Origin of the sequence: Bombilactobacillus thymidiniphilus, from assembly GCF_023380245.1 — a bacterium.
GTDB lineage: Bacteria > Bacillota > Bacilli > Lactobacillales > Lactobacillaceae > Bombilactobacillus > Bombilactobacillus thymidiniphilus.
Genome location: NZ_CP093365.1, coordinates 1187003 through 1206786, shown reverse-complemented (window position 1 = coordinate 1206786; position 19784 = coordinate 1187003). Strand labels below are relative to the sequence as shown.

Here is a 19784-nt window from a genome sequence, read left to right as displayed (position 1 = left end):
TCCCAGATTTATTGATAAGCTTGGTTTAATTTTACCAAATCAATCGCCGATCCTGTTGAATAATTGTTATCTAGTACCAGAATACCACGTTTTTGCGGTGCATTTTCTAAGCCTAATTCACGCGCTGAACATACCATGCCCGCACTATCTACACCACGCAATACTCCTGCAAAAATAATTTGCCCACTGGGCATCATAGCACCAACTTTGGCAACTACTACTTTTTGACCAACTGCGATATTGGGTGCTCCACAGACAATTTGTGCCATTTGACCGTTATCTAATTCAATCTGACAAACGTGCAGATGATCAGAATCAGGATGACTTTTAATTTCTTTAACGTCACCGACAACTAATTTTGGTGTACTTTCCACTTGCAAATCAGGTTCAAAGTCATTATTTTGCAAGATATTATTTAGTGTCGCAATTTGTGCTTCGTCTAAAAAAACTTGTCCGTTATCAGTTGATTGCAAATTCAATTGTTGTGCAACATCAAAAAAGTTATAACCAATGACTTTTTGTTGTTCGTCTTTAATTTGTACAACATTGCCCTTTTGAATTACTGATTGTTTCGGTGTATCCGCACCTAAAACCATAATCAAAACATCGCCCAACTCTTGGGGATTATAAGATGTTACCTGCACATTTTTCACCATAACTTTCCATTTTTATTATTTAGCTAAAGAAGCAATAAAGTTTTCTACTTGTTCTTTAGTTTTACGTTCTTTATTTACTAATCGACCAATTTCTTTACCGTTTTCAAAAGCGACAAAGCTGGGAATACCCATGATTCCAAGTTCCTTAGCGAGATCCAGAAATTTATCTCGATCCACTTGAATAAATTGATATTGGGAATAATCTTTTTCAATGCTAGGGAGTTCTGGCTCAATAAAATGACAATCTGGACACCAATCAGCCTCAAAAAATAAAATATATTTACCTTCTTGAGTAATCTCTTGCAAATCAGTTGTTTGATAGTCTTCTAGCTTTTTCATAAATTAGCATCCCTTCTTTGTTTATTACACATTTAATCTTACAAATTAAAAAAAAGTTGTCAATTACCTTAACTTCAATTCAGATAATGATAGAATAGAATTATATTATAGGAGGTTACATTATGAGTTTAAAAGGTTTAATCAAGTCAACCGTTGTGGCAACAACTGCTGTCGCTGCTGTAGGCGCAGGTGTATTATACTTAACCCATCAAATCGATAGCAAGGCCGTAACGGATCGTATCAAAAATAACCTCGGATCTGACGTAACTATTGTTACTACTTGGGTAGAACCAATGTTTCAAAAAGTTAACGTAGATGGTCGTGACATTTGGGCTTTAGTTGGTGGCGTTACCGCAGTTCAAGACGATAAGGAAGTTCAATATCACTTCATCGCTTCTGCCCTCAGCGGTCAATTATTAGATATTAAACGTGTTTAACATTTAAAAAACAGTTAGTTTAAACTAACTGTTTTTTTGACTTTAATTTTAGAATCGACAGGTCAAAAAGTAAATCGGCTGTCCTTTTTGTGCAAATTTTTCTTCATATTCTGTTGTCACATTATCATCTGCCAACACGCTAGCATGCAGATTCAATGAAATCTGCTCAAAATGCAAGCCATAATTACTCATACTTACCAAAGAATATTCAAACAGTCCTTGATTATCGGTTTTGAACTCCAATTGACCATTATCTTGCAAGACTTGTTGATACAATTTCAGAAAATTAGGTGCTGTTAAACGCCGTTTTTCATGACGTGTCTTAGGCCACGGATCGGAAAAATTCAAATACATTTTACTAATTTCGTCCACAGCAAATAATTCTAATAAGTTTTGTCCATTGGCTACCAAAATCTGTAAATTAGGCAACTTTTCTGCTAACTGCTTTTTTAAGATCATTGCAGCAGCCATGGTTTGCAACTCCATAGCAATAAAGTTTTTCTCAGGATGTTTTTTTGCTTGTTCTAAAATAAATTTGCCTTTACCGGAACCTAGTTCTAATTCTAAAGGTTGTGACTTAGCAAAACGCTTTTGCCAATTACCCGCCATTGCTGTCGGTTCTACTAAAATATATTGTTCATTATTTTTGATTAATTCTTGTGCCCAAGGCTTGTTTCGCAAACGCATAGTAACGATTTCCTTAATTATTTAATTTTTGCAACTGACGCGGTAAATATAGCATTAATAATACTATTAAAAAGACTAAACTAATTCCACTAGGAATTACTGCCGCTAAAGTAACACCTCTTATTATTACCAAAACAATCGTAATTAACAACCATTGGATTAGCAAGATTAGCCATAACAGCTGTTTTAAGCTATTATCTTTTTGCGCAACAGTCACAGGATAAATTTGCAACAAAACATTATTGTCATAATTTTTATACAACGGAATCAACTGAAATTCGACCAAATAAATAAACAGTGCACTCACAATAGTTATGACCACCACGTTATTAATTGCGTAAGCGAGCAACATTGCAATAATCGTCAAGCGCAAAAATAGACCACTGTAGTCTGTATTACGAATAAATGTGCGTGCAAATAAATATAAATACGTATTAGCTTGTTTAGTTTTAATAAAGCGCAAAAAAGTGTCCAAAAGGCGGCGGCGCTTAACTTTGCTGATTAAGCCAGGCACATCGGTAAATAAATTATAAAAACGTTTCAAGCGATAACTGCGCTGCTCTTCTTTTTTGACCATATACAACCAATTGAGCGGTTGTTTAACTTGAACATTATGCAACAAATAAAAACTTAAAACTACACCTAAAACGGCTATTAATAGTCCTAGGCAAAATTGCCAATAGACCGCAATAATTAAGGATATTAATGTTAGCAATGCACCACTCAAGCGCCAATTAAAATTGTTTTTCCAGCTGTAAAGCGCACTGATTTCATTATTGATTACTGCCACTACATCAATTACAGCAACAAGTGTAACACCTGCTACGTTCCATGGTGTCCAATTGGCACCGCGCGCCCACAATGGCGTCAGAAAAAAACCAATTAAAATCACAGTGGCTGTGGGCATTATCAAGCTGTAATTGCGACAACGTTTTAGATAAGACTGTAATTGAACTTCTTTGGGCAATAAGAAAGTAGCATCGGCTTGTTGTAGTAATGTCGCTGCTTGAAAGCAAATTACCACAATGGTCAACACGATAATGCCTACTGGTCTGACCCACCATGTATTAGGAACTAGGTGATCTAGTGCTTTGGAGTACCAAAATCCAAAAGCGCCTAACATAAAAATAATCGCAATAATAAAATATTCATTAAAAACTAGTTTTAAAAATTTACTTTGTTGTTTCAGATGGAGACCGAGTCGCTTTTGCCACAATGTTTTCATTAAAATTAATCCTCCTGTGACATTTGCACATATAAATCATCTAAATTAGCATCCTGCGTGCCAAATTTAGTTTTCAATTGATCTAAACTGCCTTCAGCTCGCACTTTCCCATGATTCAACAAAACAAAGCGATCAGCATTTTGCTCTGCATTAGCCAAAATATGCGTGGACATCAAAATTGCCGCACCATGTGATTTTTTTTCTTTGATTAAAGCTAATAGATCACGAACTGCTAGCGGGTCCAGTCCTGTAAAGGGTTCATCAATAATATAAAGTTTAGCGGTCGTCATGAAAGCACATACAATCATAACTTTTTGTTTCATTCCTTTAGAAAAATTAATCGGAAACCAGTCCAACTTGTCCGCTAAACGAAAAGTCTTCAATAATTCATTAGCTTGCTGCCAAGTAGCTTCTTTGGGCAGATCATAAGCCATCATTGTAACTTCGATATGCTCACGTAAAGTCAATTCTGGATATAACACGGGTAGTTCTGGCACATAGGCAATTTGTTGACGATACTTGGTAATATCATCTTTCAATCGCAATCCATCAATAGTAATACTGCCACTTTGGGGTTGCAGTAAACCGATAATATTCTTAATAGTGGTTGATTTACCAGCGCCGTTTAAGCCGATTAAACCAACTGTTTCTCCTGCCTTAACGGTAAAACTTTCATTTTTAATTACTGGTAAACGCCCATATCCACCAGTTAAATTATCTACTTTTAAGGTCATTATTTATCCTACTTCCTCCAATTTACTTGTAACTATGATAGCATTAAATCAGTCTTGTATAGTTTTTTTTAACATTAAAGGAGGATTTTTATGTCCAATACAGCAAATGATTGCATTTTTTGTAAAATTATTGCTAATGAAATTCCAAGTTATACAATTTTTGAAGATGAAATTGTCAAAGCTTTTTTAGACCTTTCTCAAGTTAATCCGGGACACGTATTAGTTATACCAAAAAAACACTTGCCAGATATTTATGCCTATAACAGTGAATATGCGGGGCAAGTTTTTGCCCGAGTTCCAGTAATTGCCCGCGCGATTCGCGACTCCAATCCACAAATTAAAGGGATGAATATTTGCCTTAATAATGGTAAAATTGCTTATCAAACGGTGTTACATTCCCACATTCACCTGATTCCCCGGTATAGCGAGCAAGACGGGGTTTTGATGAAATGGGCTGACAACACTGATAAATATGATAATGAAAAGCTGACGCAAATTGCGCAAGCAATTCAAAGCAAGTTAGGAGATTAATAATGAAACACAGTTTCAAATTAGGATTGATTAGTGGTAGCGCTAGCGTTATCGGGGGGATTTTTTTATTAAAGCGTAATGCTCCCAAAATTCAGAAAATAACAAGACTCAAGGGGCAAATTACAGATTTATTAACTGAAGTTAAAGAAGATGTAATTCCAACACTAACTGAGTTAAAGACTAGTCTTGATGAACAAAAAGATCCCATTATGGCTGATGTGCAAAATATTAAAACTCAAGCCAGTGATTTAAAAGAAAAATTACCTTTATAAATATTAAATTTTTACTAGATTTGACTTATTAGCATGTTAAAAATAACATATGTATGTTATCGTTGATAATGTTATCTAGATTTAAGATAGAATAGATTGGATGTGTAAGTAATTATGTCAAAAAAATTTAGCAAGTTTGTCCTGACTTTAACCGCTTTATTATCAGTCAGTTTAGTTGCTGGGTGTTCTGGTAATAAAGCCGTTGTGACTATGAAGGGTGGCAAAATCACGCAAGAACAACTTTATCAAAAGATGAAGAAGTCCCAAGCTGGTCAACAACAGTTACAACAAATGGTCATCGCCCAAGCTTTAAAATCCCAATACGGTGATGATGTTAGTGATAAGCAAGTTAACAAGGAATACAACAACTACAAGAAGCAATACGGTTCCCAATTCAATACATTATTGCAACAAAACGGAATGGATGCTTCTGATTTCAAAGACACCATTCGGACTCAATTGTTAACTAAGGTTGCAATCCGCAAAGAAACCTCCGTTTCCAATGCTCAATTAAAGAAACAGTGGAAGAAGTATACACCTAAAGTAACTGCTCAACATATCTTAGTTAAAGACAAAGATACTGCTAACCAAGTTATTGATCAATTAAACAACGGTGCAAACTTTGACAAATTAGCTAAGAAGTATTCTACCGATAGCGGAACCAAAAATAAGGGTGGAAAATTGCCTGCATTTAACAATGATGATACTTCTTTAGATGCTAACTTCAAAAAGGCTGCTCTTAAGTTGAAACAAGGCGAGTACACTAAAGAACCTGTCAAGTCTTCTTATGGTTACCATATCATTAAGATGGACAAACGTCCTGCTAAGGGAACAATGAAACAACATGAACAACAATTGAAGAATCAAATTTACGATGCTCGTATGAATGATTCTGTAACAATGCAAAAAGTTATTTCTAAGATTTTGAAGCGTTCAGACATTTCTATTAAAGACAATGATTTGAAGAATGTGCTATCCGGATTCTTATCTAACAATAAATCTAATAGTAATGCTTCTACTCAACAACAAGGTTCTGGTCAATAGACAACAAAAAAGACTACTGTTTAAGTAGTCTTTTTTTATTACATAACATCATCATCACTAGAAACATAAAATCGGCGTTTATCCAAACCAAAAACTGGTTCACTGAAATTACCTGATGCCGTTTTAGCAGTCGCTTTGCTAATCATATTAATTGAAGCATCTAATTCATCTAATTGATGTAAAACATCTGCTTCCAATAGTTGTGGACGCTTAGGTGAACCATATTCATTTAAACCATGATGAGCAATAATCAAATGACGCAAGAGCAACATATCTTCAGCTTGTGCATCAATTTTAAGTTGTGTGCAAGCTGCAACAATTTCTTCATCAATAATCACGATATGACCTAATAAATTTCCCGCCAAAGTATACTGGGTACCAACAGAACCACTTAATTCACTAGTTTTGCCTAAATCATGCAATAGCACTCCAGCAATTAACAATGCTTCATTGATTTGAGGATATTGCTTGCAAACAGCTAATGCCAAATGAGCAATGCTGATAGTATGAAATGCCAATCCACCAGCATAATCATGATGATTGGACTTGGCAGCGGGAAAATCAAAAAAAGTTATTTGATGTTTTTGTAATAAATAACGTACTACGCGATTCCAATGTGGTTTAGTAATACGTAAAACCAAATCATTAATTTTTTCTTGTAATTGTTGCTTGCTAATAGGAGCATGTGGCATGAATTGCGTAATTGAATATTGATCATTCTCTGCTAGCTTCAAACTAGTAATTTTAACTTGCATAACTTGATTGTACAATTCACATTTGCCGCTTAGCAGGACAATTTTACCTGTTTGAAACATTTCTACATCAGTGGCGGAAGCATCCCAATATTTTCCATTGATGGTTCCCGTATCATCTGTAAAAACTAAAGCTAAAAACTGTTTACCATTTTTAGTTAGCCGAACATCGGCTTGCTTAATTAAAACTGGCAATTCAAAACTATCATTAACTTTTAATTCCGCTATTTTTTGCGTCATCATACACCTCCATTTTTATTATGGTACTAAAAAATCGATACTGTAAACAGTACCGATTCAATTTCTAGCTATTATAAACATCAGCAATAGGTTTAGAAATAATCTTATTCAATTCTTCCATCATGGCATTGATTTTTCGTTCTTGTTCCATTAAGTTTTGTACAGAATCAAACTTAGCTAATTTACCAGATAACTCTTGTAATTGCTTAATTTCATCATCGCTAATTTCTTGATTACTAGCTTGTTTTTGCTGCAATTGTTCTTGCATTTGCTGCATCTGTTGAAATAATTTATAAGCCATTGGATCAGCCTTCATTTTGGCAAAAGCCCCTTGTAAGCCCAAAACCTCTTCAGATTGACGCAAATCTTTCTCTAATTGATTAGCAGTATCATATACATTGACCATTTAATGTTCTCTCCTTAATTAATGACTAAAAAAACCCTTCACTTGATTATACCATTGACCAACATTTTGGCGGGCATCATCAAACTTATTTATTGTATTATCAACCGTATTTTTAAAGCCCGATTCTAAATCGTCTTTCCAGTCCTTAGAAGTATTATGCTTTTGCCGATTAATAATCGTCGAAGCATCGTCAGTTTCAAAAGTTGTTTGCTTGGTTTGTGGCAAAATACCATTCATCTCAGATCTAAACAAAGGAGCAACCCCTTGCTCACTATTTTCTTGCATAAAATGATTTTTATCCGTTTTATCAAAACCAACCCACGTTGCCACCACTATATCTGGTGTATAACCAACAATCCATTGATCTTTGGTACCTTTGGCGCTGTAACTTTGCGGAACTTCAGTGCTTCCCGTTTTACCAGCCACTTTATAACCATACGGTTTAGCATTTTGCCCAGTACCTTCATTGAATACACCAAGCATCAAACTAGTCATCGTTTGCGCTGTTGATTTGCTAATAATTGGACGGGAAGTTTGGTCACTATTTTGAGCGATAACTGCTCCAGTCGCATCGACAATTTTAGTAATGAAGTGCGTATTAGCTAATTTACCTTGATTAGCAAAGGCAGTATAGGCACGTGCCATTTGATATGGAGTCACACCAGTTTGCAAACCACCCAATGCTAATGCTAAATTATGATCGGATTTTGGCACTTGAATGCCAAAATTCTCCACAGAAGCTACACCTTTATTGACACCGATTTTATCCAATAAAGCTACCGCAGGAACATTTTCACTATTGCTTAAAGCTTGATATAATGGTATTTCGTTAGCATAAGAGCCATCGGCATTCGTCGGTGTATAATGATCCTTACCAAAACTAGTCACTTGATCAGGCAATTGTGAATCGATTTTGTAGCCATTTTCAATTGCCGGCGTATATACTGCCAATGGTTTAATAGTCGATCCCGGTTGGCGCTTCATCTGCGTAGCGCGATTTAAAGCCCGAAAAACATGCTGACGGCCACGTCCACCAACCACCGCACTAACCCCTCCAGTGTTAGGATCAATAGCAATGGAAGCTCCTTGTACAGGCGTGGTGTCTACAGCATCTTGAGGAAATAGTTGATCATTATCAAAGCTGTCTTGCATTTTTTGCTGCATTTGCGTATCTAAGGTTGTATAAATAGTGTAGCCTTTATTTAAAATATCTGATTCACTTAAATGATAGCGACTTTCTGCCTCAGAAATTACTGCATCAAAATAAGACGGATAACGATAGCCATTTTGTCTCTGATAACCATCAGTCAGTTGCAAGGACTCTTGCTTTTCACCTTTAGCTTGGCTAGCTGTTAGTTTATTATTTGATTGCATCATCTGCAAAATCAAATTGCGTCGCGATTTAGAGTTATCAGGATTGCGATAAGGATCGTAAAAGCTAGGATTGCGCAACATGGCAGTCAAAGTAGCTGCTTGTGCCGGTGTCAAATCTGCTGCATTTTGATCAAAATACTTTTTAGAAGCATCTTGCACGCCCCACACACCATTACCAAAATACGCGTTATTCAAATACATGGATAAGATATCTTTTTTGCTGTAAACGCGATTAATTTCCACCGCTAAGAAAAACTCTTCAGCTTTACGTGTAAAGGTCTGTTTTTGCGATAGCAAAGCATTTTTGGCTAACTGCTGCGTCAAAGTACTACCACCACCAGTAATTTGATGGTGTAATATTAAACCAACTAAAGAACGCGCATACCCTTTAATACTGAAGCCGTGATTCGTCCAAAAAGTCCGATCTTCCGTGGAAATGACCGCATTTTGCATATTAACCGAAATATGATCTAAATTTACATAAGAACCTTTTTGAGAATAGAGCGAACCCGCTTTTTGATTGTTCTTATCTAAAATCACTGTATTAGTCTGCAAAGTGGCTTTTAGATTGCCAACGCTTGCCGTTTTGGCCTTAAAAGTCAGATATCCACTAAAAAACAAAAAAATAGTTAGAAAAATAAGCACGAGCCATCTGAATAGGTGAAATCTTTTAATCCAATAAAAAAGTGCTTGCCCCATGGCTGTTGCTTTTTGATGTAGCCAAGCGCTCCAATCAAATTTTTCATTATGTTTCATAAATTTACCTCAACGCTTATTTTACCATAGCTAGATAGGAGACTTAATTGCTTTTAGAACGTCAATTGAATGTAGAACCTGCTTTTTCTGGTTTGACAGTCCGTCAATTATTAAATACCTGGTGCATCCCACGAAAATGGCAGCATGAATTACGAATTCAACACGGAATTTTAGTAAACGGTCAATATCGTTATTTTAATCAAACTATTTTAGCTGGTGATCAAATTCAGCTGCACTTACAAACTAATATTAAACCACAAGTCTATTTAGCTAATCCAAAACATGATTTTAAGGTTGTTTATGAAGATGCCGATTTATTGATCGTCAACAAACCTGCTGGTCTTAAAACGCACCCCAATTCTCCGAAAGAAAAAAATACTTTATTTAATCAATTAACAAGCTATCTACCAACCAGTCCCTTGATGTTGCATCGTCTGGACATGTTAACTAGTGGTTTAATCATGATTGGTAAAAATCCGCTAATCGTTCCTATTATCGAGCGTCAGTTAGCCAAAAAGCAGTTGCAACGTACTTATGTGGCAATTACTCCATATAAGCCGGATTTACCGACAACTGGACACATAAATGCCAAAATTGGGGCTGACTTAACCGATCCGCGCAAACGCCGTGTTGATCCTAAAGGTCAAACTGCTTTGACTGATTATCGCATTCTGCAGCATAATCAAAACTTAGCACTACTTCAATTACAATTGCAAACGGGACGTACCCATCAAATTCGTGTTCACTTACAAGCAATTCAAGCACCAATTATTGGTGATCCTTTATACAATAATCAAACAGCCTCGCGTTTATATTTGCACGCTTATAAATTACGTTATCAAATACCTTTTAGTTCCAGTTATCGCCAAATAAATTTGTCTATTCCGTCAGATTTTTTACAATTAGTAAAATAAAAAGCTCAAAGAATCTTATATGCATCCTAAATTTAATCCAATCATGGTTATAATATTCTCGATAGCCATTTCTAAGTCTGCTAAATTATTAAAAGTATTCCCAAATCAGTCCTTTAAAATGGCAAATAAGCTTGAAAATTGCATTAAATTGGAGTTAATGGCACCTTGTTGACCACTTTCCTAATTTAGGACACTATAGAACAATCTGTATAAAGACGAACGATCCAAGCTTTTTAATTCAGTGACGGTCAATTAATGCCCTTAAATAATAATGCTCAATTTTATCCTGTTTAGATAATTTGAATATTAAAAAATGCACCTCCCAAATTATCTTAATTTGGAAGATGCGTTTTTTATTACTTTGAAATTATAGTATATTTATTTTCCAATACTCATTTTACTAAACAGAACTTTTTTACTCAATTTACGTATCATACTCCATCAAGTTATTAACCCCCTACAAATTATTCTGCAAAAACTTAGAAATCTATCAAACGATTTTTGAAACCAAGTCTATCAATCAATCCGCCAACAAATTACAATACACACAATCGAATTTAACCGCCCGGCTCCAACAACTAGAACAAGAATTAGACACGAATCTTTTCATCAGAACCAACAATGGTGTTTCACCAACCGAAAACGGTCAACTGCTGTATCAATTTGCCAAGCAAATCTTAGATCAATTTCAACAATTGAAGTCTACCATGATTACAACCAAACCACGCCTCTTAATATCCGAATTATTATTAAATTACCCAATTATGGCTCAAAAAGAGTTCGATGTTAATCATTACGAAATTACGATTAAAGAAACGCGTGAATTTCAGCAATCTTTAACTAAAACCATTTCCAACACGTCGCTACATTTAATCCCATTAAATTCAAGGGTTATGACTTAACGGCAGAAGCTAGCATTGAGACTTGCTGGATGGCAGGCACGAATACTAATGTGGCAGCTTCGCTACCCATTGCTGTTAATCATGATACACAATGTCCCCTTCGCAAGCTAACTTTAGATTTATTGCCTGAGACAACCAATGTCATCGAAATCGATTCGCTGGAAAACATTTTACAATTAGTTAAACAAGAAAAAGTCAGCGCTATTTTACCAACTTATTTACTGGCTGATTCAAAACTCGTTGCTTGTGATTCCAGACGTTGGCAAATTAAATATTATCACTGTCCATACCATTGAGAGTTGCGTTCCATTAACTTTATTCAGATCCCTTCAAAGCTTGTACCATATCAACTTTTTTCAAGCGTTGACTAACAAAAAAGGTCGTCGATAACGAGCACAGCCAAACAAATGCAGAGGAAATAACAATGGTCCAAACATTAACATATGGCGTATATTCCAAGTTAATCGTGGAAAATGTTTTAACATATTGACCCAAGAACCAGATTCCAGCCGGAATACCAAGCAGCCAACCAACAAAAGTAGTTATCACATTTTCAATAAAAACTAGATTTCTCAATTCTGGTTTATGGATTCCCAAAACGCGCAAAGTTGCATAATCTTGTAATCTTTCCACAAAACTAAGTGAACCTAAATTATACAAAACGATCACAATCAGTAACACACCAAAGACAATAATTAATAGGAAGATACTCATCAAGTTATTCACAAAATTATAAGCATTCTTTTTTTGTTCTTTAATGGAAATTGTGGAACTAACATCACGCTTGTGATAGTGATAATTGGGATCAACTAATAGCGTTGTTGGCGCAGACAAACCACCCGCTTGTTCCCAAGTGTGTTTGGTTAAATAGGCTCCTTGATTCGTTTCACTTAAAAGAATGCCCTTAACCTTAAATTGATACTGTTGATTGCTGCCAAAAGTCCGAACTTTTAATTGATCGCCTTTCTTAATATGAGCAGATTGAGCAAAACCATGCGTTACATAAAGGCCACCATCTTTGATACTTTGATTATTCTGGGTTTTCATATGCACTTCATGCCCCTTACCCACCACAATCAAAAGGCGGTTAAAACCATCATCCGGTGAAAAATGGGCTTGACTAATTTGAACCCATTGTTGTGCATGAGGATGAGCTTGCTGATATTGCTGATAATTATTGACATAAAGACGCTGATTATAGGTAAAATCTTGATTATACGCCTTGTTAACTAAATGCGTCATAGATTGTGGCATGCCAATCCCTGCAATCATCAACATCATGCTTCCTGCAACACCAATAATCCCCATCAAGGTTCGTGTCCGATTAATAAAAATGTCTCTGAACGCCCAACGACCTGTATAAGAAAGATGGTTCCAGAGACCTGTCCACTTTTCTAAAATAATTTTGTGAACTTTGGTTGTTTTGGTTCCTTGCAAGAAAACAGCCGGCAAACCTTTCGTAGCACTTCTTGCCGCTAAAAAAGCGGCCAAAACACAAATCAAAGTCACCAATAACACCACGAATAAAGAACTCCAACCGTAAGCTAGTGTCCATTGAGGAATCGAAAACATTTGTTTTTGCGTACGTAAAACAAACCAAGAAATGAATGGTGCTACTAACAAACCAACCAGCGAACCCAAACCACCCACTAAGAGACCAAAACTAGCATAATGAATCATAATTTTGGCATTAGAAAAACCTAGCGCCTTTAAAGTCGCAATTTCTTGACCTTGACTTTCAATCAATCTTTTGATTGTTGTATACATCGCTAGGATCGCCAACAATATAAAAATGAATGAAAATAGATATGAAAGATTTTTGATTTCATCCACCCGATCCATTGCATTGGAAACATCGGGTAATGTTGAACGATTATCATATGACATTAAACGTTGCTGCAAAATTTTTTCCACTTGATGGCGCATTTGAGGATGATATCCCTTAATGGTCATCACATTTTGAGGTCCGTGATACTTGACTTGTTGAGCCAATGTTTGCGGCGAAATATAAGCATAACCATAATTAGAATAATTTGGTGCAATAAATTCACGTGTACCTGTAAAATAAATCCGCTCAGAACTTTGCACAATCCCACGAATTTTCAGTGAAAAATGTCGTGAAAGATAAGAAATTTGCAGATCATTGCCAACTTTCAAATGATGTGCTTGTGCGTATTCTTGATTAATCCAAATACCATTTTGAGTCGACTGATATTTTTTTCCTGTTACTACATGTAACTTGGTAACCGGTTTTTTGTAGGAATCAATGATTAAATGATGTTTACCCTGTTTGGTTTGTATCCGTGTTCCACTTTGTGCGTTTGTGATTCCAGATAAATTTTTAACTCTGCACACATCCGTATCACTAATGGAGCTACTTTGAACCCAGTAATTGGCTAAATGAGTGTCACTAATATAATGATTTAAACTTGATTCTAGACCTTTCCAAGAGCCTTGTAGTCCGACAAACACGATAATTGATAACAACGCCATCAAAAAAACAGAAAAAAATTGCGTCCAATTTTGTTTGACTTCGCGAATAAGCTTTTGATTTAAATATTTCATCTCCTTATACTCCTTCGATAGCTAACGGATTATCATTTTGCGAGATAGATTCCACCTGACCATCCCTAAGTCGAATCACTTGATCACCATATTGCTCAAAATCAGGATTATGTGTAACCAAAACGACCGCTGTGTCAGTAGTTTTAGCAACATCTTGTAGAATTTTCATAATTTTTAAACTGGTCCTGGAATCTAACGCTCCCGTAGGTTCATCACATAACAACAACTGTGGTTGTTTTGCTAACGCTCGGGCGATAGAAACGCGTTGCATTTCACCACCAGACATTTGATTAGGAAAGTTATCTAATCTTTGCTCCAAACCAACTTGTTTTAAATATTTTAATGAGTTGGCATCGTTTTTCGTCAATTGGGCCGCAATTGCAACATTTTCCAAAGCTGTCAGACTAGGGATTAAATTATAAAATTGGAAGACAAAGCCAACTAAATTGCGTCGATAATTAGTCAATTCATGATCATTTAATGATGCAACATTTTGTTCATTAAATTGAACTGTTCCTCGCGTAGGTCGATCCATGCCCCCCAGAATATTTAGTAAAGTACTCTTGCCCGAACCAGATGGTCCTAAAATAATTGTCAGCTTATGTGTTTCAATTTGAAAATTAATATCGTGCAAAGCCCTGATTGTCTGATCGCCAACCGAATAGTCTTTATCTATTTGTTTAAATTCAATCATCTTAAAATCCTCCTCAATATACATGATATGTCATGTATATTGAATATTAGATTAGTTTCATATTAATGTCAATGTTTTTCATTGAACCAAAATTTTGAATCGGTTAAAATAATGCATAATAAATTAAGTGAGGTCACCTTGATGGATGAACAAATTGAGCTTTTGCGTTTCCTACTAAAAAGCTGTGAACGTGAAGGCTTAGCTAACTTCAACAATCTTTTGAAAGAACTAAAGATTACTGCTAATCAGGCTGAAGTATTGACTGTCCTAGATACTTATGGTCCAATGTCCATTAAAAATTTGGGGCAGCTATTAATTTGTGAACGTCAATCACCAAGTCGTTTAGTTTCCTCCGTTATAAATAAGGGATTAGCCCGGACTATTCCTTATCAAAAAGATAAGCGAGTGAATTTAGTTCAATTATCGTCTGCTGGTCAGCAATTGATACCAATCTTGCGCCAAAAGAATGCGGAATTTAATGCAAGTATTAAACAAAAAATTAAAAATCCAGAGCAAATTACTGAATTAATCAAGATTCTCAGCTTTTATTTAAAAAATACCGAAAGCTATGCTAAATTAGCACATCGCTTTGAAAATTTATAAAACTGCTCTAACAAAAAAGTACTTGTGATATGCGCCCAAATTTGAGACATATTGATAACTTAGCTCAGGATTGATCATTGATATTCTATCGGAATCAATCATTTTAATTTACTTTTCGTCCTGTCATGGTTGTAACATTCTTCGATAGCCATTTATTTCTAAGTATGCTAAATTATTAAAACTCTTCTCACCCCCCTTCTTTTAGAAGAGCAAATAAGCTTGAAATTACATTAAATTGGAGTTAATGGTACCTTGTTGACCACTTTCTTGATTTTGACACTATATAGAACGATCCAAGACTTTAATTCCGTGACGGTCAATTAAATAGGATAAAGCTCACCTTTATCCTATTTAGATAATTTGACCATAAAAAATGCACCTCCCAAATTGTCTTAATTTGGAAGATGCGTTTTTTAATTTGTTATTTATTTAATAAAGCATTTATTTCAGCCAAAGTAGGAATTGAAGGTTGCGCACCTAATTTTTGCACCGCTAAAGCTGAACTTTGATTAGCAAATAATACCGCCAAGGCTAAATTACTAAAATCGGGGTTTAATTGCGCGGCTAAAGCACCAATAAAGGTATCGCCCGCTGCCGTTGTATCTTTAGCTACCACTTTAAAAGCTGGAACAAATGAGCTAGTATGTGCAACTTCATCAGCATAAAAAGCGCCCTTTTCGCCAACTGTAATAATAGTCCTCACGCAACCTAAGTCATTAAAAATCTGGTCTGCTCGTCGCATAGACTCTTCATCGGTAATCGTGACTCCTGTGATTGCTTGGGCTTCTGTTTCATTAGGACAAATCAAATCTGTATTACGCAGTAATTCTGCCGGCATAGCCGCTTTAGCTGGTGCCGGATTTAAAATGGTTTTTACGCCCACAGAATGCGCATATGCAAACGCATAATCAATGGTTGCCAAAGGAACTTCAAATTGAGCAATCAAAAAATCGGCTTTAGCAATCAGCGATTTAGCCTGGTCAATATCTGCAGTTGCGACCAAATCGTTAGTTCCACCAGAAATCACAATACTATTTTGCCCATTTTCTTGTAATAAAACATAAGCTTGCCCACTACCACTTTGTGGATCCACTGTCAAATTAGTAATGTCAATTTTGTCAGCTATTAAAGCTTCCTTAAGTTGCTGACCAGCTGGATCCGCACCGATTTTACCAATAAAGCTAGTAATCGCACCACCTGCTCTGGCTGCTGCCACTGCTTGATTGGCACCTTTACCGCCAGAAGCAGTATTTTTATTAATTAACTTGATTGTTTCTCCAGGTTTTGGCAATTGAGTAATTGTCAAAATAGTATCCATGTTTAAGCTGCCCAATACTACGATTTTATTTGTCATTTCAAACTCCTAACTAACGCAGTGGAATCCTACATTTCATCTGGCGCAGCCACACCTAAAATGTTGAGCGCTTCTTTAAGCACAATTGCCACAGCTTGCACTAAGTTTAAGCGCAACTGTAAATCAGCATCCTCTACTAAAATCTTTGTATGCGCATAATAATGATTGAAAGTTTTGGCTAGATGCAAAGCATATTTAGCGATCACCGATGGTTCACGCTGCATGCCAGCTTGTTGCACAACTTGTGGAAACTTTGCCAAATCCGTCACAATTGCCCAAGTGTTATCATCTAAAGCAGCTGGTAATCCTGTTGCTTCAACTTGGTAATTAGCTTTACGCAAAATACTCATTGCCCGAGCATGGCTGTACTGAACGTAAGGTCCCGTTTCTCCTTCAAAGCGTACCACTTCTTCAAGTTGAAAATCAAAATTATCAGTCCGATTATTTTTCAAATCATGAAATACTACTGCACCAACACCAACGTCATGAGCCACCTGCTCTTTATTAGCTAAGGTTGGATTTTTTTCTTCAATTTGTTGGCGTGCTAATTTAACAGAATCGCGCAAAACTTGCTCTAATAAAATTACTCTGCCAGAACGCGTTGACAACTTTTTACCGCCAGACGTAATCAAACCAAACTTAACGTGCTCAATATCTTTTGCCCAGTCGTACCCCATTTTAGCTAATGTTGCCTTAAGTTGTTCAAAATGGATACTTTGCTCGCTACCAACCACATAAAGCGCCTTATCAAAATCGTACGTACGCTTACGATACAAAGCTGCTGCCAAGTCACGCGTAATATATAATGTTGCGCCATCGGATTTTTTAATCATAGCCGGTGGCAAATCATCACCTAAATCAACGATTTCGGCCCCTTGACTTGCCTGTAGTAAATTTTTATCTTCTAACAGTTGCACAATTTCCGACATTTTATCGTTATAAAAAGCTTCCCCTTTGAAAGAATCAAAGTCTACACCCAGCTCTTCATAAACTTGCTCAAAAGCTTTCAAGGATTCAGACCGGAACCACTCCCATAGATGAGTTGCTTCTGGATCGCCATTTTCCAACTTTTTGAACCATTCACGCGCTTCATCGTCTAATTCAGGGTGTTCCTTGTCTAACTGATGGAATTTAACATAATAACGTTGCAAATTGGTAATCGGATCTCGTTTCACTTCTTCTTCTGAGCCCCATTTTTTGTAGGCTACCATCAATTTACCAAATTGCGTTCCCCAATCACCCAGATGATTGATTTTGACCGTTTTATAATTCAATTTATTGAAAATGTTGGATAAAGAATTACCAATAACCGTCGAACGCAAATGTCCCATAGACATAGGTTTAGCAATATTAGGCGAAGACATATCTAACACAATCGTCTTTTGCTGACCTTGCTGACTAAAACCATAATTTTCACCAGCCACTAAAATATCATTTAATGTTGTTTGTGTTACTTGATCACGCAAAACAAAAAAGTTAATGTAAGGTCCCTTAGCTTCAACTTTCGTGAAAGCTGCTTGATCTAATTTTCCTACTATTTCCTGGGCAATATTAACTGGTGATTGGTGCAATTGTTTGGCTAATTGAAAGGTAGGAAATGCAAAATCACCCATTCGGGCATTTTTGGGTACTTCAATTAAATTGAAAATTTCATCCGCTGTTAGTTGTGTTGATTTCAAAACTGGAACTAACGCATCTCTAACTGCCTGTTTTGCTTGCTTAATATCCATTATTGACCTCCAAAATAAAAAATCTCCTCCAAAATATATTTGGAAGAGACGAGTTTGACCCGCGGTACCACTCTAATTGATCAGTAATCCACTTTAAAAATCATATTTGATTATTACAAAGTCGCGACGGCACCTAATCTGAGCTGGTTTTCACTAATCCAGCTTCACTACAACAGAATAACAAAGTGCTTTAATTCTCTGCGCTTTTATTTTAAAGTAATCTATTTAAATTTTCAAGAACCTTACTAAGAACTAATTGATACTGTGATCTAAATCTGCAATTGCTTCTTGAATAGTCTGACCTTGCCCATGTTCGTTAGCACCCGGAATCAAGGCAATGAACTTTTGTGAAGCCATGTCTAATTGTATACGCAAATTATTCATGTTCACTACCCCCTTAATTAATGATTAAGCGCCATTTTACTCACATATTGGGATCGTGTCAAGAATAAAATTTGAGCGTTATATAAATTAATATGGCGTTTTACTACTGCTAAATCCTTAAGGTTACAAAAACATATATACCACACACATAAATATATATTTGCACGTCTACAAAAGCGGATGACGAGAATCGAACTCGCGACGTCAGCTTGGGAAGCTGAAATTTTACCATTAAACTACATCCGCGATATGAAACATTATTATACACCTAATTTTTTATTTTTGCTGACTTTTTTTAAAAAATCTGTAATAATATTATTATGGTAAATATAAGAAGAAACAAATATCTGAAAAAAGTTATCCGCTTCCTCTCAATCTTACTAGGTCTAGAATTAATTGCAATCAGTGTTTCGATGTTTTTTGATCCGCATAAGATTGCGGCTGGTGGTGCCACCGGTATTGCTATCTTAGTCAAAGAACTGTGGAACACTCCACTATCGATGACCTTGCTGGTTTTTAATATTTTCATGTGGATTTTAACGATGATCTTTCTGGACAAAATAGCAGCTGCTAAAATCACGTTTGGTAGTATTGTACTCCCAATTTTCTTAGCTATTACTCCAAATTATATGATCATCAAAAATCCCTTATTGTCAGATATTATTGGCAGTATTATTTTTGGATTTGGACTTTCAATTCTGTATCGTTTAGGATCGTCGGCTGGTGGCACAACCGTTCCGCCAATGATTTTGAATAAATATTTTCGGATCCGCAAAGCTAACAGTCTTTTCGTAATTGATGGTATTGTTTGTCTAGGAAATATTTTTGTTTCTGGCTTCGAGCACTTTTTTCTAGCAATCTTGTCTGTCGGTATTTCAACCATTGTTCTAAATTATATTCAAACTGGTATTGACAAAAAATTAGTTGTTTATGTGATGAGTGAACAACATCTAGATACTATCAAAAATAAGTTGGAGCTGGAATTACAAGCTAGCAGTACCGTCTTTGATGTTCGTGGTGGCCATTCTAATGATCAAAAAGAGATGCTAATGCTAGTTACCGACACACAAAACTACGGTACCGTTTTAGACAATATTTTTGAGATTGACACGGAAGCTTTTGTCTTAGCTGATAGTGTGGCCGAAGTGCACAATGGTAGATTCTAAAAAAGTAAGCTTTCAATAG

The 19784-nt window shown here is 36.0% G+C and carries 22 protein-coding genes, 1 tRNA gene and 1 pseudogene; 10 read left to right on the top strand and 14 right to left on the bottom strand.

The genetic code is table 11. From position 1 onward, the window contains the following. Window positions 1-8: 8 nt before the first annotated feature. The gene (ytpR, locus tag MOO47_RS06115) at window positions 9-644 is read right to left on the bottom strand and encodes a YtpR family tRNA-binding protein (protein ID WP_396022066.1); all 636 of its coding nucleotides are present in this window, start codon (window positions 642-644) and stop codon (window positions 9-11) included. 27 nt (window positions 645-671) lie between these two features. After that, window positions 672-995: a thioredoxin family protein gene (locus MOO47_RS06110; protein ID WP_249512574.1), complete on the bottom strand. Its 324-nt coding sequence runs from the start codon at window positions 993-995 to the stop codon at window positions 672-674. A 122-nt stretch (window positions 996-1117) separates the two neighbouring features. On the opposite strand from MOO47_RS06110, the gene MOO47_RS06105 reads away from it, so the two are divergent. Then, a complete protein-coding gene (locus MOO47_RS06105; RefSeq protein ID WP_249512573.1) occupies window positions 1118-1432 on the top strand; it encodes a hypothetical protein in 315 nt (104 codons plus the stop codon). A 48-nt stretch (window positions 1433-1480) separates the two neighbouring features. Here MOO47_RS06105 and trmB read toward each other — a convergent pair whose 3' ends face one another. The 3 genes from trmB to MOO47_RS06090 are packed head-to-tail and all read right to left on the bottom strand — an operon-like array spanning window position 1481 to window position 4078. After that, the gene (gene trmB / locus MOO47_RS06100; protein WP_249512572.1) at window positions 1481-2119 is read right to left on the bottom strand and encodes a tRNA (guanosine(46)-N7)-methyltransferase TrmB; all 639 of its coding nucleotides are present in this window, start codon (window positions 2117-2119) and stop codon (window positions 1481-1483) included. Between the two features lie 13 nt (window positions 2120-2132). Then, the gene (locus MOO47_RS06095) at window positions 2133-3344 is read right to left on the bottom strand and encodes an ABC transporter permease (RefSeq protein ID WP_249512571.1); all 1212 of its coding nucleotides are present in this window, start codon (window positions 3342-3344) and stop codon (window positions 2133-2135) included. 5 nt (window positions 3345-3349) lie between these two features. Further along, window positions 3350-4078: an ABC transporter ATP-binding protein gene (locus tag MOO47_RS06090; RefSeq protein ID WP_249512570.1), complete on the bottom strand. Its 729-nt coding sequence runs from the start codon at window positions 4076-4078 to the stop codon at window positions 3350-3352. A 90-nt stretch (window positions 4079-4168) separates the two neighbouring features. Between MOO47_RS06090 and MOO47_RS06085 the strand changes: the two genes are divergently transcribed. The 3 genes from MOO47_RS06085 (at window position 4169) to MOO47_RS06075 (ending at window position 5925) form a co-directional block, all read left to right on the top strand. Next, window positions 4169-4609, top strand: coding sequence for an HIT family protein (locus MOO47_RS06085; protein ID WP_249512569.1), 441 nt, complete (start codon window positions 4169-4171; stop codon window positions 4607-4609). 2 nt (window positions 4610-4611) lie between these two features. Then, window positions 4612-4881 carry a hypothetical protein gene (locus MOO47_RS06080; protein ID WP_249512568.1) on the top strand — a complete coding sequence of 90 codons (270 nt, stop codon included), beginning with the start codon at window positions 4612-4614 and terminating at the stop codon, window positions 4879-4881. 114 nt (window positions 4882-4995) lie between these two features. Then, window positions 4996-5925: a peptidylprolyl isomerase gene (locus MOO47_RS06075; RefSeq protein WP_249512567.1), complete on the top strand. Its 930-nt coding sequence runs from the start codon at window positions 4996-4998 to the stop codon at window positions 5923-5925. A 38-nt stretch (window positions 5926-5963) separates the two neighbouring features. Here MOO47_RS06075 and MOO47_RS06070 read toward each other — a convergent pair whose 3' ends face one another. The 3 genes from MOO47_RS06070 to MOO47_RS06060 all read right to left on the bottom strand — a co-directional run bounded on the left by MOO47_RS06070 (window position 5964) and on the right by MOO47_RS06060 (window position 9396). Continuing rightward, window positions 5964-6920, bottom strand: coding sequence for a 3'-5' exoribonuclease YhaM family protein (locus MOO47_RS06070; protein ID WP_249512566.1), 957 nt, complete (start codon window positions 6918-6920; stop codon window positions 5964-5966). Window positions 6921-6981: 61 nt separating this feature from the next. Next, the gene (locus tag MOO47_RS06065; RefSeq protein ID WP_249512565.1) at window positions 6982-7323 is read right to left on the bottom strand and encodes a YlbF family regulator; all 342 of its coding nucleotides are present in this window, start codon (window positions 7321-7323) and stop codon (window positions 6982-6984) included. Between the two features lie 18 nt (window positions 7324-7341). Further along, on the bottom strand, window positions 7342-9396 hold the full coding sequence (locus tag MOO47_RS06060) for a transglycosylase domain-containing protein (RefSeq protein WP_249513554.1): 2055 nt from the start codon (window positions 9394-9396) through the stop codon (window positions 7342-7344). Between the two features lie 104 nt (window positions 9397-9500). On the opposite strand from MOO47_RS06060, the gene MOO47_RS06055 reads away from it, so the two are divergent. From MOO47_RS06055 to MOO47_RS06045, 4 genes and pseudogenes are all read left to right on the top strand, one after another. Beyond that, window positions 9501-10367, top strand: a complete 867-nt coding sequence (locus MOO47_RS06055; protein WP_249512564.1) for an RluA family pseudouridine synthase — start codon at window positions 9501-9503, stop codon at window positions 10365-10367. A 422-nt stretch (window positions 10368-10789) separates the two neighbouring features. Next, a pseudogene (locus tag MOO47_RS07780) lies at window positions 10790-11005 on the top strand (helix-turn-helix domain-containing protein); the annotation flags it as partial. Between the two features lie 126 nt (window positions 11006-11131). After that, window positions 11132-11269 (top strand): hypothetical protein, encoded by a 138-nt coding sequence (locus MOO47_RS06050; protein WP_249512563.1) that lies wholly within the window; start codon window positions 11132-11134, stop codon window positions 11267-11269. Between the two features lie 29 nt (window positions 11270-11298). Further along, the gene (locus MOO47_RS06045) at window positions 11299-11565 is read left to right on the top strand and encodes a hypothetical protein (RefSeq protein WP_249512562.1); all 267 of its coding nucleotides are present in this window, start codon (window positions 11299-11301) and stop codon (window positions 11563-11565) included. Window positions 11566-11584: 19 nt separating this feature from the next. Here the strand turns inward: MOO47_RS06045 and MOO47_RS06040 are convergent, their stop codons facing one another. Together MOO47_RS06040 and MOO47_RS06035 are read right to left on the bottom strand one after the other, a co-directional pair. After that, on the bottom strand, window positions 11585-13834 hold the full coding sequence (locus MOO47_RS06040) for an ABC transporter permease (RefSeq protein ID WP_249512561.1): 2250 nt from the start codon (window positions 13832-13834) through the stop codon (window positions 11585-11587). A gap of 4 nt (window positions 13835-13838) precedes the next feature. After that, on the bottom strand, window positions 13839-14528 hold the full coding sequence (locus MOO47_RS06035) for an ABC transporter ATP-binding protein (protein ID WP_249512560.1): 690 nt from the start codon (window positions 14526-14528) through the stop codon (window positions 13839-13841). 141 nt (window positions 14529-14669) lie between these two features. Here MOO47_RS06035 and MOO47_RS06030 point away from each other — a divergent pair, with 141 nt between their 5' ends. Then, the gene (locus MOO47_RS06030) at window positions 14670-15131 is read left to right on the top strand and encodes a MarR family winged helix-turn-helix transcriptional regulator (protein ID WP_249512559.1); all 462 of its coding nucleotides are present in this window, start codon (window positions 14670-14672) and stop codon (window positions 15129-15131) included. 421 nt (window positions 15132-15552) lie between these two features. Here MOO47_RS06030 and rbsK read toward each other — a convergent pair whose 3' ends face one another. The 4 genes from rbsK to MOO47_RS06015 form a co-directional block, all read right to left on the bottom strand. Further along, window positions 15553-16485 (bottom strand): ribokinase, encoded by a 933-nt coding sequence (rbsK, locus tag MOO47_RS06025; protein ID WP_249512558.1) that lies wholly within the window; start codon window positions 16483-16485, stop codon window positions 15553-15555. Between the two features lie 29 nt (window positions 16486-16514). Continuing rightward, window positions 16515-18215 carry an arginine--tRNA ligase gene (argS, locus tag MOO47_RS06020; RefSeq protein ID WP_249512557.1) on the bottom strand — a complete coding sequence of 567 codons (1701 nt, stop codon included), beginning with the start codon at window positions 18213-18215 and terminating at the stop codon, window positions 16515-16517. A gap of 252 nt (window positions 18216-18467) precedes the next feature. Next, a complete protein-coding gene (locus tag MOO47_RS07665; RefSeq protein WP_260523901.1) occupies window positions 18468-18599 on the bottom strand; it encodes a hypothetical protein in 132 nt (43 codons plus the stop codon). Window positions 18600-18774: 175 nt separating this feature from the next. Then, a tRNA-Gly gene (locus tag MOO47_RS06015) sits at window positions 18775-18845 on the bottom strand. A 74-nt stretch (window positions 18846-18919) separates the two neighbouring features. On the opposite strand from MOO47_RS06015, the gene MOO47_RS06010 reads away from it, so the two are divergent. After that, complete coding sequence (locus MOO47_RS06010) at window positions 18920-19765, top strand: YitT family protein (RefSeq protein WP_249512556.1); 846 nt, start codon at window positions 18920-18922, stop codon at window positions 19763-19765. Window positions 19766-19784 lie beyond the last annotated feature (19 nt).

Bases quoted from the DNA above. Each gene is read 5' to 3' on its own strand.
- MOO47_RS06110 (WP_249512574.1), bottom strand. From the start codon at position 995: ATGAAAAAGCTAGAAGACTATCAAACAACTGATTTGCAAGAGATTACT.
- MOO47_RS06105 (WP_249512573.1), top strand. From the start codon at position 1,118: ATGAGTTTAAAAGGTTTAATCAAGTCAACCGTTGTGGCAACAACTGCT.
- trmB (WP_249512572.1), bottom strand. From the start codon at position 2,119: ATGCGTTTGCGAAACAAGCCTTGGGCACAAGAATTAATCAAAAATAAT.
- MOO47_RS06095 (WP_249512571.1), bottom strand. From the start codon at position 3,344: ATGAAAACATTGTGGCAAAAGCGACTCGGTCTCCATCTGAAACAACAA.
- MOO47_RS06090 (WP_249512570.1), bottom strand. From the start codon at position 4,078: ATGACCTTAAAAGTAGATAATTTAACTGGTGGATATGGGCGTTTACCA.
- MOO47_RS06085 (WP_249512569.1), top strand. From the start codon at position 4,169: ATGTCCAATACAGCAAATGATTGCATTTTTTGTAAAATTATTGCTAAT.
- MOO47_RS06080 (WP_249512568.1), top strand. From the start codon at position 4,612: ATGAAACACAGTTTCAAATTAGGATTGATTAGTGGTAGCGCTAGCGTT.
- MOO47_RS06075 (WP_249512567.1), top strand. From the start codon at position 4,996: ATGTCAAAAAAATTTAGCAAGTTTGTCCTGACTTTAACCGCTTTATTA.
- MOO47_RS06070 (WP_249512566.1), bottom strand. From the start codon at position 6,920: ATGATGACGCAAAAAATAGCGGAATTAAAAGTTAATGATAGTTTTGAA.
- MOO47_RS06065 (WP_249512565.1), bottom strand. From the start codon at position 7,323: ATGGTCAATGTATATGATACTGCTAATCAATTAGAGAAAGATTTGCGT.
- MOO47_RS06060 (WP_249513554.1), bottom strand. From the start codon at position 9,396: ATGGGGCAAGCACTTTTTTATTGGATTAAAAGATTTCACCTATTCAGA.
- MOO47_RS06050 (WP_249512563.1), top strand. From the start codon at position 11,132: ATGGCTCAAAAAGAGTTCGATGTTAATCATTACGAAATTACGATTAAA.
- MOO47_RS06045 (WP_249512562.1), top strand. From the start codon at position 11,299: ATGGCAGGCACGAATACTAATGTGGCAGCTTCGCTACCCATTGCTGTT.
- MOO47_RS06040 (WP_249512561.1), bottom strand. From the start codon at position 13,834: ATGAAATATTTAAATCAAAAGCTTATTCGCGAAGTCAAACAAAATTGG.
- MOO47_RS06035 (WP_249512560.1), bottom strand. From the start codon at position 14,528: ATGATTGAATTTAAACAAATAGATAAAGACTATTCGGTTGGCGATCAG.
- MOO47_RS06030 (WP_249512559.1), top strand. From the start codon at position 14,670: ATGGATGAACAAATTGAGCTTTTGCGTTTCCTACTAAAAAGCTGTGAA.
- rbsK (WP_249512558.1), bottom strand. From the start codon at position 16,485: ATGACAAATAAAATCGTAGTATTGGGCAGCTTAAACATGGATACTATT.
- argS (WP_249512557.1), bottom strand. From the start codon at position 18,215: ATGGATATTAAGCAAGCAAAACAGGCAGTTAGAGATGCGTTAGTTCCA.
- MOO47_RS07665 (WP_260523901.1), bottom strand. From the start codon at position 18,599: ATGAATAATTTGCGTATACAATTAGACATGGCTTCACAAAAGTTCATT.
- MOO47_RS06010 (WP_249512556.1), top strand. From the start codon at position 18,920: ATGGTAAATATAAGAAGAAACAAATATCTGAAAAAAGTTATCCGCTTC.